Origin of the sequence: Alterluteimonas muca (genome assembly GCF_021191595.1) — a bacterium.
Classification (GTDB): domain Bacteria; phylum Pseudomonadota; class Gammaproteobacteria; order Xanthomonadales; family Xanthomonadaceae; genus Luteimonas; species Luteimonas muca.
The window spans coordinates 18,693-35,227 of record NZ_JAIWPS010000010.1 but is presented as its reverse complement, the minus strand read 5'-3'; the positions used below and the strand labels follow the sequence as shown (position 1 = coordinate 35,227).

Genomic DNA, 16,535 nt, shown 5'->3' with positions numbered 1-16,535 from the left:
GCGGCCGCGACACCCGGATGACGCCGGGCGCCGCGGCCGACCCGCAGCGCGCGCGGCTACCAGCGGTAGCCGATGCGCCCGTACACGTAGGCACCGTTGAAGCCGAACGGGCTCTGCGACGGGTAGATCAGCTGGCCGGAGGTGGAGTTGGCGGCCAGCACCTCGTCCGGGTAGTCGTTGAACACGTTGTCGCCGCCGACGGTGAATTCCCAGCCTTCCACGCGGTAGGTGGCCGCGAGGTCGAGCAGCCACTTCGCGCTGAAGGTCTGGTCGAGGTCGGGGTTGGCGTTGTTGAGGGTGAACTCGCCATGGCGGGTGGCGGTGGCCGAGAGGCTCAGGCCGCCACGCGTCCAGACGGTATTGAGCATCGCCTTGTCGCGCGGCGCACCGACCTCGAACCGCCCCAGTTCCACCCGGCCGAAGCGCAGCGCGGTGGGGTCGATGGCCTCCAGCGCCGCCGGGTTGGGCGCGACACGGTCGATCTCGGTCTTGTTGTAGTTGTAGCCCAGCATCAGGTCGAGCGTGCTGGTGGGGAGCTCCCAGCCGTAGGTGCCGACCACGTCGATACCGGTGGTGGTGGTGTCGAGTGCGTTGGTGAAATAGCGGCCGCCGGCGACATCCGGGAAGCCGTTGGCGTTGAGCCAGTTGCGCACCGCCGTGCTGTTGAGGTTTTCCGACAGGGTGATGCGGTCCTCGAGCCTGATGCGGTAGGCATCGATGGTCACGTACAGGCGCTCGACCGGAGTCAGCACCAGGCCCAGGCTGAGGTTGTCCGAGGTTTCGGCCTGCAGCGGCTCCGCGCCCAGCGCGATGCCGGCCGGGTTGGTGACGCGGAAGGTGACCAGGTCGAACGGGATGCCGCCGATGAAGTTGGTCGAGGTGGTCTGGTAGTACTGCTGCGCGAGCGACGGCGCATGGAAGCCGGTGGACACCGTGCCGCGCAGCGCGACGGCATCGTTGAAGGCATAGCGCGCGGTGAGCTTGCCGGTGGTGGTGTCACCGAAGTCGCTGTAGGACTCGTGGCGCGCGGCGATGCCGGCCGAGAAGCGTTCGGTGATGTCGCCTTCGAGCGCGGCGTAGAACGAATAGCTGTGGCGGTCGAAGCTGCCGCTGTCGGACTCGCGGAAGCCCGGGAACACCTGCGCCCCGGACGGTGCCGGCTGCCCGTTGGGCAACAGCACGCCGCCGTTGATGTAGGAGGCCGGCTCGCCGGCGCCGATGGTGTATTCCTCGCCGCGCCATTCCGCGCCATAGGACAGGGTGAGCGGATAGGCCATGCCCCAGTCGAGCTGGCGGTTGAAGTCGAGGTTCAGCACGTGCTGGTCGAGTTCCAGCGCGCCGGCGTAGAAGCGCGTCGGCGATGACGGCCCGAGGCTGCGGTTGAGGGTGTTGAGGATATCGAACTCGAGTTCGTTGCTGCCGTAGGTGTAGCTGAAGTCGATGCCGGTGCCGCCGGCGGTGGTGGTGCGCAGGCCGGTCGACACGCTGATGTCGCTGGAGGTGTTGAAGATCTGTGGCAGGAAGCCGTCCGGATAGATGGAAGGAATGTTGCGGGTGTCGCCGGCGGGCCGGAAGAAGCCGTTGGAGAGGGTCTCGCGGCGGGTGTACAGGCCGTAGGAATAGACCTGCAGGTAATCGGTGATGTCGACCTCGCCGTTGTAGAGCACCGAGCCGTTGTCGACCTCCGGGTCGCCATAGCGCTGCACCACGTCGCCGGGCGCCGGATTGGTGGGCGAGGCGGGGCCCGCGAACGGGCGCGCGCGGTCGGTCTGGTCCTGGTAGCCGGACTGCGCGGCCAGATGCACCTTGCCGCGCTCGCCCAGCCGCAGGCCCACGTCGCCCAGCAGCTGCGCCTGCTGGCCATCGCCGGCGCTGTACTGGCCGCCGGTGAGGCTGACCGCGCCGCCTTCGCCGGAGCCCTTCAGCACGATGTTGATCACCCCGGCGATGGCATCCGAGCCGTATTGCGCCGAGGCACCGTCGCGCAGCACTTCAACCCGCTCGATCGCGGCGATCGGGATCGAGTTGAGGTCGACCGGCGACGAACTGCGACCCTGGCTGCCGTTGACGTTGACCAGGGCGCCGGGGTGGTAGCGCTTGCCGTTGACCAGCACCAGGGTGTGGTCGGGGGCGAGACCGCGCAGCTGTGCCGGGCGCATGGCATCGGTGCCGTCGTTGATCGCCGCACGCGGGAAGTTCAGCGAGGGCACCGCGCGCGACAGCGCCGTGGCCAGCTCGACGGTGCCGGTGGAGGCCAGCGCCTCCGGGGTGATGATGTCGATCGGCGCGGTCGATTCGGCCACCGTGCGGTCGGTGACGCGGGTGCCGGTGACGATCAGGGTGTCGAGCGTGGCGGGGCGCTGTGCGCTGGCCCCCTGCGCCGGCGTGGCCTGCTGGGCGTGGGCAAAGGGGCTGGCCAGCGCCAGCACGATGGCTGCGGCGATCGGACGACGGGTCATGCGGGTACCTCTCCGTGGTGGTGGATGACAGGATCTCGGCCTCCATCGCCTGTAGCACCGCCTGTTGCAATGCGCAAATGTTTCAGCGGAAACCGTGCCGCGAGGGGCTTCGGCCTGAATGCGGCCTGCGCGGCGAGGGAGGCGAACGACCACCCGGCGGCTGGCGGCCGCGGCGGCACCGGTAGAATGCGCGGATGATCTCTTTCCGCAATTTCGCCCTCAGGCGGGGCGAACGCCTGCTGCTGTCCGAAGTCGACCTTTCCCTGCACGCCGGCTGGCGGGTGGGCGTGGTCGGTCGCAATGGCACCGGCAAATCCTCGCTGTTCGCCGCGGTGCGCGGGGAGGTCGAGGCCGACCGTGGCGACCTCGACCTGCCGAACCGCGTGCGCGTGGCCAGCATCGCCCAGGAACTGCCGTCGCTGCCGGACCCGGCGATCGACTTCGTGCTCGGCGGCGACGCCGCCGTCGCGGCGGTGCTCAAGGCCGAGGCCGACGCCCTGGCCGCCGAGGACTGGGAAGCCGTGGCCGAGGTGCACCTGCGCATGGCCGAGGTCGGCGCGTACGACGCCGGCGCACGCGCCGGCAAGCTGCTGCATGGGCTGGGCTTTCCGGCCGAAACCCACCAGCGCGCGGTGGCGACCTTCTCCGGCGGCTGGCGGGTGCGACTGAACCTGGCACGCGCGCTGATGACCCCCAGCGACCTGCTGTTGCTCGACGAGCCGACCAACCATCTCGACCTCGATGCCGTGCTGTGGCTGGAGCAGTGGCTGCTGAAGTACCCGGGCACGCTGCTGCTGATCTCGCATGACCGCGAGTTCCTCGACAACGTCTGCACCCACACCCTGCACCTGCACGGCGGCAAGGCGAAGCTGTACACCGGCGACTACACCTCGTTCGAGCGCCAGCGCTCCGAGCAGCTGCGGCTGCAGCAGATCACCCACGAGAAGACCCAGGCCGAACGCGCGCACCTGCAGAAGTTCATCGACCGCTTCAAGGCCAGCGCGGCCAAGGCCAAGCAGGCGCAGTCGCGGGTCAAGCGCCTGGCCAAGATGGCCGACACCGAAGCAGTGCGCGCCGAGCGCGAGGTGCGCATCGATTTCCCGGCGCCGGCGAAGCTGCCGCACGCGCTGCTGCGCATCAATGATGGCCGCTGCGGCTATGCCACGGCTTCGGGCGAGGCGGTCATCCTCGACCACGTCGGTTTCGGCCTCGAGGCCGGCGACCGCATCGGCCTGCTGGGTCCCAACGGCGCCGGCAAGTCGACCCTGGTGAAGACGCTGGTCGGCGAGCTGCCGCTGCTGGCCGGCGAGCGCTACGCGCATCCCGACCTGCGCATCGGCTATTTCGCCCAGCACACGGTGGAATCGCTGGTCGCCGGCACCTCGCCGATCGATCACCTGCGCGAACTCTCGCCCAACGTCGCCACCCAGGCCTTCCGCGACTTCCTGGGCAAGTGGAGCTTTCCCGGCGACCGCGCGTTCGAGTCGATCGACGGCTTCTCCGGCGGCGAGCGCGCGCGGCTGGCGCTGGCGCTGCTGGCCTGGCTGCAGCCCAACGTGCTGCTGCTCGACGAACCCACCAACCACCTCGACCTCGAGATGCGCGAGGCGCTGGCGGAGGCGCTGTCCGACTTCGCCGGCGCGATCGTGCTGGTCTCGCACGACCGCCACCTGATCGGCCTGGTCAGCGACACGTTCTGGCGGGTTGCCGACGGCGTGGTCAGGCCCTTCGACGGTGACCTCGACGAGTACGCCGCCTGGCTGCGTGCGCGCGGCAATGCCGGTGAACTGAAGGCGCCGGCGGTTGCAGCGCCGCCCCCGCCGGCGGCGGTGCCGAAGCCTGCCGCGGCGAAGGTGAATCCGCACAAGCTGGCCGATGCCGAACGCATGCTGGAAGCGGCTGAAGCCGAGCTGGCGCGCATCGATGCGGCGCTGGCCGATCCGTCGGTGCAGGCCGATGCCACGCGGCTGGTCGCGCTCGGTCGCGAGCGTGCGCAGGTGGCGGAGCGACTCGCCGAAGCGGAGGAGCGCTGCCTGGCCATGTATGGCAATGCCTGAGGGGTGACTGGAGGGCTTGCTTGCGGGGTCGCGGCGGCGGCGGGTAGGGTGCAGGAATGAACGCATTCAAACTTTCCGCCTCGATCGCCCTCGCACTGGCACTTGCCGCGTGCTCTCCCTCAACCGATACCGCGTCCACCGATGCGCCCGCGGCATCCGCGACCGACACCGCGCCGGCAGACGGCATCGACGTCGCCAACGCGCCCGCCGACGAGTTCATGGCCGCCATTGCCCATCACTGCGGGCAGGCGTTCGAAGGCCGCGTCGTCACCAACGAGCCGGCCTCCAAGGAACCCGATGCCTTCGAGGGCCAGCGCCTGGTGATGCACGTGCGTGGTTGCGACGACCCGACCCGCGAACTGAAGGTGCCGTTCCACGTCGGCGACGACCATTCCCGCACCTGGGTGCTGACCCGTACCGACACCGGCATGCGCCTCAAGCACGACCACCGCCACGAGGATGGCAGCGAGGACGCGGTGACGATGTACGGCGGCGACACCGCGGCTGCCGGCACCGCGCAGCGGCAGGAATTCCCCGTTGACGCGGAATCGATCGCCACTTTCGAGCACGAGGGGCTCAACGCCTCGGTGACCAACACCTGGGCGATGGAGATCGAACCCGACCAGCGCTTCCTCTACGAACTGTCGCGTCCGGGCGGCCGCATGTTCCAGGTGGAATTCGACCTGACCCGCCCGGTCGACCTGCCGCCGACCCCGTGGGGGCATGAGTAGGCACAGGCTCGATGTCGGTCGGGACCTCGGGAGCGAACGCGTGTCCCGCCCTGCGATCCCACATCGGCCCAGACGGGCCGCCGCACCTGGCCGCTTTGCACGCGGCAACAATCGTCCGCCTCCGTGCCTCACCGCGTGCTGCCGCGGCTCAGTCCTTCAGGAAGTACTCGACGGTCGACACCACGCGCACGGTCTTGACGTGCGGGCTGCCGCGGTCGCGGTCGCTGATCGAGATCACGCCCTGGTTGGCGCTGCGGATGCCGCCGATGCGCGCGCCGGAGTCGTTGGCGAACTGCTCGGCCGACGCGCGTGCGTTGGCCGTGGCCTCGGCGATCAGCTCCGGCTTGATGTCGTTCAAGCGGGTGAACTCGAACTGCGGCCCACCGCCCTCATCGGTGTTGAGCATCACCCCGCCGGCGACCATCTGCCCGCTGCGGCGCAGCGCCTCCATCGCCTCGGCAACGCGCCCGGTGCGCAGGGTCACCGTGTTGGAGTAGCGGTAGCGCTCCGGCGGCCGGCTCTCGCCCCACGAATACGCCCAACGGTCCTCGAGGCGCGGCGGCGATACCACCACCTCGTCCTCGGGGAACCCGGCGCCGGCAAGGAAGGCGCGGATGGTGGCGGTGTTGGCATCGAGCTGCGCCTGCACTGCGGCGAGGTCGTCGCCGCCCACGGTCTGCGACAGCGGCCAGACCACCAGATCCGCATCGACGGTGCGCTCGGCCAGCCCCTTGACGGTGACGAAGCGGTCGGCGGTGCGCAGGCCGGTCATGCCGTGCGACGCGAACCAGCCCGCTCCCAGCAACCCCAGCGCGATCAGCAGGGCAGCGGCGACGGTGCGGAAGTTCGGTGGTTGGGCCATGGCGGGGTCTCGAAGCGCGGGGCACCCAGCCTAGACCGCGGGCTTGCGACTTGAAAGCGCGTGCCATGCCCCCACAATGCCGGCTCCCTGTTGTCGTTCAGCGATCACGCCATGCCGATCTACGCTTTCCGCTGTGCCGACTGCGGCCATGCCTTCGACCGCCTGCAGAAGCTTTCCGACCCCGATCCCACCGACTGCCCGGCCTGCGGCGCGTCCGCCGTGGGTCGCCAGGTCACCGCGCCGTCGTTCCGGCTGGCCGGTGGCGGCTGGTACGAGACCGACTTCAAGAAGGACGGCGACAGGAAGCGCAACCTTGCCGACGGCGGTGGTGGAGAAGGCAAGTCCGAGGCCAAGCCCGACACGAAGCCCGAGTCCAAGCCGGCCGCCGACGCCGCCCCTGCGGCCAAGCCCGCCAGCGCGCCGGCCACCACCCCCTGAGTGCGTCCGGGCCGGCATCGCGCCGGCCCGCATTTGCCGCCCCGCGGCCACCCCCGCAAAATAGCCGGTTCCCCGGCGGCGCCGGGTCGAATCCCCCGGAGCTTCCATGCGTACCCACTACTGCGGCCTGATCGACGAGGCACTGATCGGCCAGACCGTGACCCTGTGCGGCTGGGCCGATGTCGCCCGCAACCTCGGCGGCGTCTGCTTCATCGACCTGCGCGACCACGAAGGCATCGTGCAGATCGTCGCCGAGCCGGGCGAGGCCGAAGGCAATGCCGGCGTCGTCGCGATCGCGGAAACCATCGGCTACGAGGACTGCCTGCGCATCACCGGCAGCGTGCGCCGGCGGCACAACCCCAATGCGAAGATCGCCACCGGCCAGGTCGAAGTGGTCGCAACCGCGATCGAGGTGGTCAACAAGGCCGCGCCGCTGCCGTTCCATGCCCATGAGAATCCCGGCGAGGAAACCCGCCTGCGCTATCGCTACCTCGACCTGCGCCGCCCGGAGATGCAGCGCATGCAGCGCACCCGCATCCGCCTGGTGCAGGCGCTGCGCCGCTGGCTGGACGCGCGTGGTTTCCAGGACATCGAGACCCCGATCCTGACCAGGGCCACGCCGGAAGGCGCGCGCGACTTCCTGGTGCCGGCGCGCATGCATGCCGGCGAGTTCTACGCGCTGCCGCAGAGCCCGCAGCTGTTCAAGCAGATCCTGATGGTCGCGGGCTTCGACCGCTACTACCAGATTGCACGCTGCTTCCGCGACGAGGCGCTGCGTGCCGATCGCCAGCTGGAATTCACCCAGCTCGACATGGAGTTCGCCTGGGTGCGCGAGCAGGATGTGCAGGACGCCGTCGAGGGCATGATCCGCACGGTGTTCAAGGAAGTGATGGACGTCGACCTGGCCGATCCCTTCCCGCGCATGACCTGGGCCGAGGCGATGCGTCGCTACGGCTCCGACAAGCCGGACCTGCGCATCGACCTCGAGCTGGTGGATGTCGCCGAGCTGGTCGCCGACAGCGGCTTCGCGGTGTTCGCCGGTGCCGCCAATGATCCGGACGGCCGCGTGGCCGCGTTGCGTATTCCGGGTGGTGCGACGCTCTCGCGCAAGCAGATCGACGAGTACGCCGCGCATGCCGCCAGGTTCGGCGCCAGGGGTCTGGCCTACATCAAGATCGACGCGGCAGGTGAGATCTCGTCGCCGATCCGGAAGTTCTTCGACGACGCCGCGTTCGCCGCGCTCGTGCAGCATGTCGGCGCCGGCAACGGTGACATCGTGTTCTTCGGTGCCGGCGTCTACAACCGGGTGTCGGACTTCATGGGCGCGCTGCGCCTCAAGGCCGGCCGCGACTTCGGCCTGGTCGAGGACGGCTGGAAGCCGCTTTGGGTCACCGACTTTCCGATGTTCGAGTACGACGACGAGGCGCAGCGCTACGTCGCCCTGCATCATCCGTTCACCGCGCCGGCCGTCGACGACATCGACGACCTGCGCGCCAATGCCAGGACCGCGGTGTCGCGCGGCTACGACATGGTGATGAACGGCAACGAGATCGGTGGCGGTTCGATCCGCATCCACCGGCCGGAAATGCAGAGCGCCGTGTTCGGGCTGCTCGGCATCGACGCCGAGGAAGCGCAGGCCAAGTTCGGCTTCCTGCTCGACGCGCTCAAGTACGGCGCGCCGCCGCACGGCGGCATCGCCTTCGGCATCGACCGCATCGCAGCGCTCATGGCCGGCACCGAATCGATCCGCGACGTGATCGCCTTCCCGAAGACCACCGGTGCGCAGTGCCTGATGACGGGCGCGCCATCGCCGATCGCCGACGCGCAGCTCGCCGAGGTGCACGTGGCGGTGCGGGCGAAGGCGGACCACGGCGCTTGACCGGCCACGGACCACGCGGATGAGCGCGGATGGCGGGCATGCTGGATACGCGTGCCATGTGGTCGTTGCCGACGATCGCGGGCCCGACAGCCGCGTGGTCCGCGTCCATCGGTGCACATCCGTGGCAGAACAATGACCCCGGTTCTCCGCCGCGCCACGGTCGATGACGCCGAGCTGCTGTCGATGCTGGCGGCGCGCACCTTTATCGAGAGCTTCGGCCATCTGTATCCGCGCGAGGATCTCGACGCATTCCTCGTCAAGGCCTATGAGGTCGGCCGCCAGCGCACGATCCTGGCGCATCCCGCATACGCGGTCTGGCTGCTGGAGGCCGATGGCGAAGCGGTCGGCCATGTCGCCGCCGGCCCATGCGGCCTGCCGCACCCGGAGGTCGTACCCGGCGACGGCGAGATCAAGCGCCTGTATCTCGTGCAGGGCTGGCAGGGTGCCGGGCACGGCGCACGGATGATGGATGCGGCGATGCAGTGGCTGCTGCGCGATGGCCCGCGCACGCTGTGGGTCGGCGCCTGGTCGGAGAATCACGGCGCGCAACGTTTCTACGCACGCTACGGCTTCGAGCGTGTGGGCGACTACATCTTTCCGGTCGGGCGCGTGCGTGATCTCGAATACATCCTCAGGCGCCCGGCCGAAGCGGGCCAGCCCGATGCCTGAGCGGCATGTGGATCGCGTCATCGTGCTGCCCGGCCTGTGGATGCCGGCGGTGTCGATGGCGTGGTTCGCCGCGCGCCTGCGTGCACTCGGCTTCGATGCGCGCACGCTCGGCTACCGCAGCATCGTCGACGGTGCCCGGTACGCGATCGAGGAAATCGGGGAGGCGCTGCAGGCCGGCCCGGCGCATCTGGTTGGCCACAGCCTGGGAGGGGTGATCGCGCTGGAGGCGTTGCGTGGGCATCCGGCATTGCCGGCCGGGCGGGTGGTCTGCATCGGCAGCCCGTTGTGCGGCAGCGCGGCCGCACGCGTGCTGCGCGGCCGGCGGCTGACCGGCGCCTACCTCGGGCGTGCCGGTCCGCTGCTCGAGCGCGGCTGCGCCCAGTGGCCCCACGCGGTCGAGGTCGGGATGATCGCCGGCACCCGTCCACGCGGGCTGGGTGGGCTGGTGGCGCGCTTCGACGAACCGCACGACGGCACGGTGGCGGTGCGCGAGACCCGCGCCCCCGGCCTGGCCGACCACCTGTTGCTGCCGGCCAGCCACACCGGTTTGATGTTCAGCGCGGACGCGGTCGCCCAGACCGCCCGCTTCCTGCGCGAGGGAGCGTTCGACCACGCCGGGGCGGCCTCCGCCGCGGTGTAAAATCGCGGCTCGCTCAACACAACGGACATTGCGATGGGTCGTGGACCTTCGATCGAGGCGCGCAAGAACGCGACCGACGCCAAGCGCGGCAAGATCTTCACCAAGATCATCCGCGAGATCGGCGTCGCTGCGCGTGCCGGTGGCGGCGATCCCGCCAACAATCCGCGCCTGCGTGCCGCCATCGACAAGGGCATGGCGCAGAACATGTCCAAGGACGTGGTGGAGCGCGCGATCAAAAAGGCCACCGGCGAACTCGAGGGCGTCGAGTACGAGGAAGTGCGCTACGAGGGCTATGCCCCCGGCGGCATCGCGGTGATCGTCGACTGCCTCACCGACAACCGCGTGCGCACGGTGGCCGATGTGCGCCATGCGTTCTCCAAGTGCGGCGGCAACATGGGTACCGAAGGGTCGGTGTCCTTCATGTTCCGGCGCCTGGGCGTGCTGAGCTTCGCCGCCGGGGCCGACGAGGACCGGGTGACCGAAGCGGCGATCGAGGCCGGCGCCGACGACGTGGTGGTGTACCCGGACGACGGCGCGATCGAGGTGCTCACCTCGCCCGAGGATTTCATCGGCGTGCGCGATGCGATGACCGCCGCCGGTATGGCGCCGGCGCATGCGGAGCTCACCTTCCGCGCCGACACCGACGTCGCCGCCGATCCCGACACCGCGCAGCAGGTGCGCAAGCTGCTGGACATGCTCGAGGACCTCGACGACGTGCAGGACGTCTATTCCAACGTCGACCAGGCGTCGCTGGACCAGGCCTGATGCGCGCTCGTGGCGCCGGCGGCGCCCGCAACCCCGCAGCGCCCGCAGTTGGCGGGCACGATCGCCGGCCTGCCGCGCATGACTGACTCCATCGCCGGCACCACCCGCATCCTCGGCATCGACCCGGGCTCGCAGCGCACCGGCGTCGGCATCGTCGATGTCACGCCGGATGGGCGCCTGCGCCATGTCCACCACGCGCCGCTGCAACTGCTGGGCGAAGGCGGTTTCCCGGACCGGCTGCGGCGGCTGCTCGACCAGCTCGGCGCGGTGATCGATACCTGGCATCCGCATGAGGTCTCGATCGAACAGGTGTTCATGTCGCGCAATGCCGATTCCGCGCTCAAGCTGGGCCACGCCCGTGGTGCGGCGATCTGCGCCGCCGTGCTGCGCGACCTGCCGGTGCACGAATACGCCCCCACCGAGATCAAGCTGGCGGTGGTCGGGCGCGGCAAGGCGGAAAAGACCCAGGTGCAGCACATGGTGGGTATCCTGCTCAACCTGCAGGGCAGGCTGCAGGCCGATGCCGCCGATGCGCTGGCGGCGGCCATCACCCACGCCCACGTGCGCGCCAGCGCGGCGCGGCTGGGCGTCGGTACGCGCACCGCCTGGAGCCGCTGAGCGTCAGCGGTCGCGCACCACCACATGTCTCCCGGGAGTCAGCATGATCGGTCGCCTGAAAGGCATCCTCGCGCACAAGCAGCCGCCGTGGCTGGTGGTCGACGTGCATGGGGTGGGCTACGAACTCGAAGCACCGATGAGCACCTTCTACGATCTGCCCGAGGCCGGTCGCGAGGTGGTGCTGTTCACCCATTACGCGCAGAAGGAAGACAGCGTCTCGCTGTACGGCTTCCTGACGGAGCCGGAGCGCCGGCTGTTCCGCGACGTGCAGAAGGTCAGCGGCATCGGCGCCAAGATCGCGCTGGCGGTGCTGTCGGGTGCAAGCGTCGGCGAGTTCGCGCGGCTGGTGCAGACCGGCGACATCACCGCGCTGACGCGCATCCCCGGCATTGGCAAGAAGACCGCCGAGCGCATGGTGGTGGAACTGCGCGACCGCGCCGCCGATCTGGCGGTCGGCGCGGCGGTGTCCGCCAGCGGCCCGGTACCTGCCGATCCGCTGTCGGAAGCCACCGTGGCGCTGCAGCAGCTCGGCTACAAGCCGGCCGAGGCACAGAAGATGGCGCGCGCGGCGGCCAGTGAAGGCGATACGCCCGAAATCATCATCCGCAAGGCGCTACAGTCCGCGCTTCGCTGACAGCCGCCCTCGGCATCCCGTCCGGAAATGACACGTTCCACGCCTGCGGGCGCCCATCCCCGCCACGATGCTCCCCACGGCAAGGCGGCACTCGCCACGCTGGTGATGGGCGCGATCGGTGTCGTCTTCGGCGATATCGGCACCAGCCCGCTCTACACCATCCGCGAGGCGTTCGCGCCGCACTACGGCCTCGTCGCCGACCACGACACCGTGCTCGGCGTGCTGTCGATGATCTTCTGGTCGCTGATGCTGGTGGTCACGCTGAAGTACGTGACCATCATCATGCGCGCCGACAACGACGGCGAGGGCGGCATCATCGCGCTGATGTCGCTGGCGCAGCGCCGGCTGCCGGCGGGGTCCAGGTCGGCCTACGTGCTGGGCCTGCTGGGCATCCTCGGCGCATCGCTGTTCTTCGGCGACGGCGTGATCACCCCGGCGATCTCGGTACTGTCGGCGGTGGAGGGGTTGGAGATCGTCGCCCCGCAGCTACATGACTGGGTGGTGCCGATTGCACTGGTGGTGCTGGTCACGCTGTTCGCCACCCAGCGCTACGGCACCGCGAAGGTCGGGCGCGTGTTCGGACCGGTGATGGTGCTGTGGTTCGTGGTGCTCGCGGTCATGGGCATCGCCAACATCGCCCACGAGCCCGAGGTGCTGCACGCATTGAACCCCTGGTGGGCCCTGCTGTTCTTCCAGGAACACAGTGTCGGTGGCGTCTTCATCCTCGGCGCGGTGATCCTGGCGGTCACCGGTGGCGAGGCGATCTACACCGACATGGGGCACTTCGGGCCGCGGCCGATCCGCCTGGCCTGGTACTGGTTCGTGCTGCCGGCGCTGATGATCAACTATCTCGGCCAGGGCGCGCTGGTGCTGGAGAACCCGGCGGCGATCCGCAACCCGTTCTACTTCGGGGTGCCCGACTGGGGGCGGGTGCCGATGATCGTCCTCGCCACCCTGGCCACGGTGATCGCCTCGCAGGCGGTGATCACCGGCGGCTTCTCGATCGCACGCCAGGCCATGCAGCTGGGCTACATCCCGCGGATGAAGGTGCGCCACACCTCCAGCGAGACCATCGGCCAGATCTACATCCCCGCGATCAACTGGATGATGATGGTGATCGTCATCGCGCTGGTGCTGGGTTTCCGCTCCTCGTCGGCACTGGCCACCGCCTACGGCGTGTCGGTGTCGTTGACCATGCTGATCGACACCCTGCTGCTGGCCGTGGTCGCGCGCGCGCTGTGGCCGCAGTGGCGGCGCTGGGTGCTGCCGCTGTGCGTGGTGTTCCTGGTGGTGGATGTCGCCTTCGTCACCGCCAACCTCGCCAAGGTCCTGCAGGGCGGCTGGTTCCCGCTGGTGCTGGGCGTGGTGCTGTTCACCCTGCTGCGCACCTGGCGCCGCGGCCGCCAGCTGCTGCACGAGGACGTGCGCAGCCAGGGCATCCGCCCCGATACCTTCATCCCCGGGCTGATGCTGGCGCCGCCGCTGCGGGTGCCGGGCACGGCGGTGTTCCTGACCAGTGACCTGACCATCGTGCCGCAGGCGCTGCTGCACAACCTCAAGCACAACAAGGTGCTGCACGAGCGCAACGTATTCCTGACCGTGGAAACGCTGACCGTGCCGTATGCGCGCGACCGCCTGAAGGTCAGCGCGATCGGCGACGGCTTCCATCGCGTGCAGGTGAAATTCGGCTTCATGGAGATCCCCGACGTGCCGCTGGCGCTGATGCGCTGCAGCGATGTCGACCCGGACCTGTGCGTGGATCCGATGGAAACCACCTATTTCACCAGCCGCGAAACGGTCGTGGCCAGCGCGCGTCGCGGCATGGCGCTGTGGCGCGAGCAGCTGTTCGCGCTGATGCATCGCAACGCGGCACCGGCCTCGGGCTTCTTCCGCATCCCCGGCAACCGCCTGGTCGAGCTGGGTACGCGCGTCGAGATCTGACCGGCGTGCCTGCCGCGCACGCGGTCCATCGCGTCGCGGTTTGCGTTTATCGTGTCTTCCGCGGCCGATCGGGTGCCGGCAGCCAGGGAACGCCATGAGCGCTGCCAACGCCCGTCTACCGGCTCTCGACGTGCTGCGCGGCATTCGCCATCCTCGGCACGCTCGCCACCAATGTCTGGGTGTTCACCCATCCGGCCGGCCTGCTCGGCGAAATCGACGGGCCGCCGCCCTCCGATCTGCTCGAAGTGGTGTTGCGGCAGCTGTCCACCGGCAAGTTCCTCGGCCTGCTGTCGATCATGTTCGGCGTGGGCCTGGCGATCCAGCAGCGCGCCGCGACCATGGCAGGGCGCACGTGGCCGGGCGGCTACCACTGGCGGGCGGCGCTGCTGTTTCTCGATGGCGTGCTGAACTACGTGCTGGTGATCGAGTTCGACGTGCTGATGGGCTACGCCGTCAGCGGCGCACTGGTGGCATGGTTGCTGTGCAGCAGCGAGCGGGCGCAGTGGCGCTGGCTGCTGGGACTGGCCGCCGTCCACTTCGTCCTGCTCACGCTGCTGGCGCTCGCGGTGATGTCGCTGCCGCCCCCGGTGCACGCCGACGCCGCTGCGTACGCGTCATCCCTCGACTGGAATCCGTATCGCGACGGCAGCTGGTGGGATCTGGTGCGCTTCCGCATCGGGAACCTTGCGGTGTTCCGCATCGTGGAGCCGGTGCTGATCCTGCCGATGACGGTCGCGCTGTTCCTGCTCGGGGCCAGGCTGTATCGCGCGGGTGTCTTCGAGGCCGCGGGTGCTGCGCTGCGGCGGCGGTTGATGCTGATCGGCCTGCTGGCGTGGCCGCTCGACATGGCCATCGCGGTGTATGCCGGGATGCCGTGGTGGTTCTACACGCGCTGGGGCACCGCGGCGCTCGGGGTGCTCGGGCTGGTCGCGGAGTTCTACCAGGCCCGCCCCGCGCCCGGCTGGCTGGGCCAGCGGCTGTCGGAGGTCGGCCGCACGGCCCTGAGCTGCTACGTGCTGCAGAACATCCTCGCCTCGGCGATCTGCTACGGGTGGGGCTTCGACCTGGCCGGCCGGATCGGGGAAGCGCAGCGCCTGCCGGCCACCGTGCTGCTGTACTTCGCCCTGTGCCCGGTCGTCATCCTGGCCGCGCACCTGTGGCTGCGCGTATTCCGTCGCGGGCCGCTGGAAGCGCTGTGGGCGTCCTCCCATCGCCGGCTCGCGCAACGCTAGCCACCGGCGCATGCGAAGGTGCGATGGGCATCGGCGCCGTGCGACCATAGCGCGATGATCGACGACCGCATCATCGCTGCCGGCGCCACCCGCGAGGACGACGCGGTCGAGGCCAGCATCCGCCCCCAACGCCTCGCCGACTACCTCGGCCAGCAGCCGGTGCGCGAGCAGCTGGGCATCTATGTCGAAGCGGCGAAGCGGCGCGGCGAAGCGCTCGACCACGTGCTGATCTTCGGCCCACCCGGCCTGGGCAAGACCACGCTCAGCCACGTCATCGCCAACGAGCTCGGGGTCAACCTGCGGGTGACCTCGGGCCCGGTGATCGAGAAGGCCGGCGACCTCGCGGCGCTGCTGACCAACCTGCAGCCGCACGATGTGCTCTTCATCGACGAGATCCACCGGTTGTCGCCGGTGGTGGAGGAAGTGCTCTATCCGGCGATGGAGGACTTCCAGATCGACATCATGATCGGCGAGGGCCCCGCGGCGCGCTCGATCAAGCTCGACCTGCCACCGTTCACCCTGATCGGCGCCACCACCCGCGCCGGCCTGCTGACCGCGCCCCTGCGCGACCGCTTCGGCATCGTGCAGCGGCTGGAGTTCTACAGCGCCGAGGAGCTGACCCGCATCGTGCGGCGTTCGGCGACGATCCTCGGCATCGCCTGCGAAGGCGAGGGTGCCGCCGAGATCGCGCGCCGCGCACGTGGCACCCCGCGCATCGCCAACCGGCTGCTGCGGCGGGTGCGCGACTACGCCCAGGTGCGCGCCGACGGCCACATCCAGCGCGACGTCGCGCGTGCGGCGATGGACATGCTGAAAGTCGATCCGGAAGGTTTCGACGACCTCGACCGCCGGCTGCTGCGGCTGATCATCGAGAACTTCGACGGCGGCCCGGTGGGGGTGGAGTCACTCGCTGCGGCGCTGTCGGAAGAGCGCGGCACGCTGGAGGACGTCATCGAGCCCTACCTGATCCAGCAGGGCTACCTGGTGCGTACCGCGCGCGGGCGCATGGCCAGCCAGAAGGCCTACAGGCACCTCGGGCTGCCGGTGCGCGCGCGCCCCGACCTGTTCGCCGACGTGCCGGCGGCCGACCCTTTCGAGCCGTGACGCGGGCCTCCACGCCGCGTGCGGCGCAGCCACGGTAGTTTCAAGCAATGTTCAGCCATCCCGTCCGCGTTTACTGGGAAGATACCGACGCCGGTGGCGTGGTCTACCACGCGCAGTACGTCGCGTTCCTCGAACGCGCGCGCAGCGAATGGATGCGCGCGCTGGGGCACGGACAGGACGTGCTGCGCACCCGGCACGACCTGGTGTTCGCGGTGCGGGCGATGCGGATCGACTTCCGCGCGCCGGCACGGCTGGACGATGCGCTGCAGGTGTCGGTGGCGTTGTCGGCATGCCGGCGCGCGAGCCTGGTCATCGCGCAGTCGATCCACCGCGGCGGCGAGTTGCTGCTCGATGCCGAGGTGCGGGTGGCGGCACTGGACGCGGCGGGTTTCCGCCCGCGTGCCATCCCGCAGCCGCTGTACGCGGAGCTGAAAGCGCTGGAAGCGCAGCCGGACCAGGGATGACCGCCGGCGGAAAGTGAGCATGGCCCCGCCGTTGGACGCGGC

At 69.6% G+C, this 16,535-nt stretch carries 15 protein-coding genes; 13 read left to right on the top strand and 2 right to left on the bottom strand.

Annotation, left to right across the window (positions count from 1 at the left end):
• Nucleotides 1-56: 56 nt before the first annotated feature.
• On the bottom strand, nt 57-2,459 hold the full coding sequence (locus tag LDO11_RS11895; RefSeq protein ID WP_232141738.1) for a TonB-dependent receptor plug domain-containing protein: 2,403 nt from the start codon (nt 2,457-2,459) through the stop codon (nt 57-59).
• Nucleotides 2,460-2,653: 194 nt separating this feature from the next.
• On the opposite strand from LDO11_RS11895, the gene LDO11_RS11890 reads away from it, so the two are divergent.
• Nucleotides 2,654-4,516, top strand: a complete 1,863-nt coding sequence (locus tag LDO11_RS11890; RefSeq protein ID WP_232141737.1) for an ABC-F family ATP-binding cassette domain-containing protein — start codon at nt 2,654-2,656, stop codon at nt 4,514-4,516.
• Between the two features lie 56 nt (nt 4,517-4,572).
• A complete protein-coding gene (locus LDO11_RS11885; RefSeq protein WP_232141736.1) occupies nt 4,573-5,247 on the top strand; it encodes a hypothetical protein in 675 nt (224 codons plus the stop codon).
• A gap of 148 nt (nt 5,248-5,395) precedes the next feature.
• On the opposite strand, the gene LDO11_RS11880 is transcribed toward LDO11_RS11885, so the two are convergent.
• A complete protein-coding gene (locus LDO11_RS11880) occupies nt 5,396-6,109 on the bottom strand; it encodes an SIMPL domain-containing protein (RefSeq protein ID WP_232141735.1) in 714 nt (237 codons plus the stop codon).
• Between the two features lie 111 nt (nt 6,110-6,220).
• Here LDO11_RS11880 and LDO11_RS11875 point away from each other — a divergent pair, with 111 nt between their 5' ends.
• The 11 genes from LDO11_RS11875 (at nt 6,221) to ybgC (ending at nt 16,493) form a co-directional block, all read left to right on the top strand.
• Complete coding sequence (locus tag LDO11_RS11875; protein WP_129136670.1) at nt 6,221-6,547, top strand: FmdB family zinc ribbon protein; 327 nt, start codon at nt 6,221-6,223, stop codon at nt 6,545-6,547.
• Between the two features lie 106 nt (nt 6,548-6,653).
• On the top strand, nt 6,654-8,426 hold the full coding sequence (gene aspS / locus LDO11_RS11870) for an aspartate--tRNA ligase (RefSeq protein WP_232141734.1): 1,773 nt from the start codon (nt 6,654-6,656) through the stop codon (nt 8,424-8,426).
• Nucleotides 8,427-8,558: 132 nt separating this feature from the next.
• Nucleotides 8,559-9,095 (top strand): GNAT family N-acetyltransferase, encoded by a 537-nt coding sequence (locus LDO11_RS11865; protein WP_232141733.1) that lies wholly within the window; start codon nt 8,559-8,561, stop codon nt 9,093-9,095.
• A complete protein-coding gene (locus LDO11_RS11860) occupies nt 9,088-9,735 on the top strand; it encodes an esterase/lipase family protein (RefSeq protein WP_129136667.1) in 648 nt (215 codons plus the stop codon). Before LDO11_RS11865 ends, LDO11_RS11860 begins: the two co-directional genes overlap by 8 nt.
• Nucleotides 9,736-9,768: 33 nt before the next feature.
• A complete protein-coding gene (locus LDO11_RS11855) occupies nt 9,769-10,500 on the top strand; it encodes a YebC/PmpR family DNA-binding transcriptional regulator (protein ID WP_129136666.1) in 732 nt (243 codons plus the stop codon).
• A gap of 78 nt (nt 10,501-10,578) precedes the next feature.
• Nucleotides 10,579-11,118 carry a crossover junction endodeoxyribonuclease RuvC gene (gene ruvC / locus LDO11_RS11850; protein WP_232141732.1) on the top strand — a complete coding sequence of 180 codons (540 nt, stop codon included), beginning with the start codon at nt 10,579-10,581 and terminating at the stop codon, nt 11,116-11,118.
• Nucleotides 11,119-11,161: 43 nt separating this feature from the next.
• Nucleotides 11,162-11,752, top strand: coding sequence for a Holliday junction branch migration protein RuvA (gene ruvA, locus LDO11_RS11845; protein ID WP_129136664.1), 591 nt, complete (start codon nt 11,162-11,164; stop codon nt 11,750-11,752).
• A 27-nt stretch (nt 11,753-11,779) separates the two neighbouring features.
• Complete coding sequence (locus LDO11_RS11840; RefSeq protein ID WP_435574636.1) at nt 11,780-13,693, top strand: potassium transporter Kup; 1,914 nt, start codon at nt 11,780-11,782, stop codon at nt 13,691-13,693.
• Nucleotides 13,694-13,872: 179 nt separating this feature from the next.
• Nucleotides 13,873-14,925, top strand: coding sequence for a DUF418 domain-containing protein (locus LDO11_RS15860; protein ID WP_232141731.1), 1,053 nt, complete (start codon nt 13,873-13,875; stop codon nt 14,923-14,925).
• Nucleotides 14,926-14,979: 54 nt separating this feature from the next.
• On the top strand, nt 14,980-16,029 hold the full coding sequence (gene ruvB, locus LDO11_RS11830) for a Holliday junction branch migration DNA helicase RuvB (RefSeq protein WP_232141730.1): 1,050 nt from the start codon (nt 14,980-14,982) through the stop codon (nt 16,027-16,029).
• Between the two features lie 47 nt (nt 16,030-16,076).
• Nucleotides 16,077-16,493, top strand: a complete 417-nt coding sequence (ybgC, locus tag LDO11_RS11825; protein WP_100321879.1) for a tol-pal system-associated acyl-CoA thioesterase — start codon at nt 16,077-16,079, stop codon at nt 16,491-16,493.
• The last annotated feature ends 42 nt before the right edge of the window (nt 16,494-16,535 follow it).

Excerpts from the sequence above, each read along its gene's own strand:
- LDO11_RS11895 (WP_232141738.1), bottom strand. The coding sequence starts at position 2,459 with ATGACCCGTCGTCCGATCGCCGCAGCCATCGTGCTGGCGCTGGCCAGC.
- LDO11_RS11890 (WP_232141737.1), top strand. The coding sequence starts at position 2,654 with ATGATCTCTTTCCGCAATTTCGCCCTCAGGCGGGGCGAACGCCTGCTG.
- LDO11_RS11885 (WP_232141736.1), top strand. The coding sequence starts at position 4,573 with ATGAACGCATTCAAACTTTCCGCCTCGATCGCCCTCGCACTGGCACTT.
- LDO11_RS11880 (WP_232141735.1), bottom strand. The coding sequence starts at position 6,109 with ATGGCCCAACCACCGAACTTCCGCACCGTCGCCGCTGCCCTGCTGATC.
- LDO11_RS11875 (WP_129136670.1), top strand. The coding sequence starts at position 6,221 with ATGCCGATCTACGCTTTCCGCTGTGCCGACTGCGGCCATGCCTTCGAC.
- aspS (WP_232141734.1), top strand. The coding sequence starts at position 6,654 with ATGCGTACCCACTACTGCGGCCTGATCGACGAGGCACTGATCGGCCAG.
- LDO11_RS11865 (WP_232141733.1), top strand. The coding sequence starts at position 8,559 with ATGACCCCGGTTCTCCGCCGCGCCACGGTCGATGACGCCGAGCTGCTG.
- LDO11_RS11860 (WP_129136667.1), top strand. The coding sequence starts at position 9,088 with ATGCCTGAGCGGCATGTGGATCGCGTCATCGTGCTGCCCGGCCTGTGG.
- LDO11_RS11855 (WP_129136666.1), top strand. The coding sequence starts at position 9,769 with ATGGGTCGTGGACCTTCGATCGAGGCGCGCAAGAACGCGACCGACGCC.
- ruvC (WP_232141732.1), top strand. The coding sequence starts at position 10,579 with ATGACTGACTCCATCGCCGGCACCACCCGCATCCTCGGCATCGACCCG.
- ruvA (WP_129136664.1), top strand. The coding sequence starts at position 11,162 with ATGATCGGTCGCCTGAAAGGCATCCTCGCGCACAAGCAGCCGCCGTGG.
- LDO11_RS11840 (WP_435574636.1), top strand. The coding sequence starts at position 11,780 with ATGACACGTTCCACGCCTGCGGGCGCCCATCCCCGCCACGATGCTCCC.
- ruvB (WP_232141730.1), top strand. The coding sequence starts at position 14,980 with ATGATCGACGACCGCATCATCGCTGCCGGCGCCACCCGCGAGGACGAC.
- ybgC (WP_100321879.1), top strand. The coding sequence starts at position 16,077 with ATGTTCAGCCATCCCGTCCGCGTTTACTGGGAAGATACCGACGCCGGT.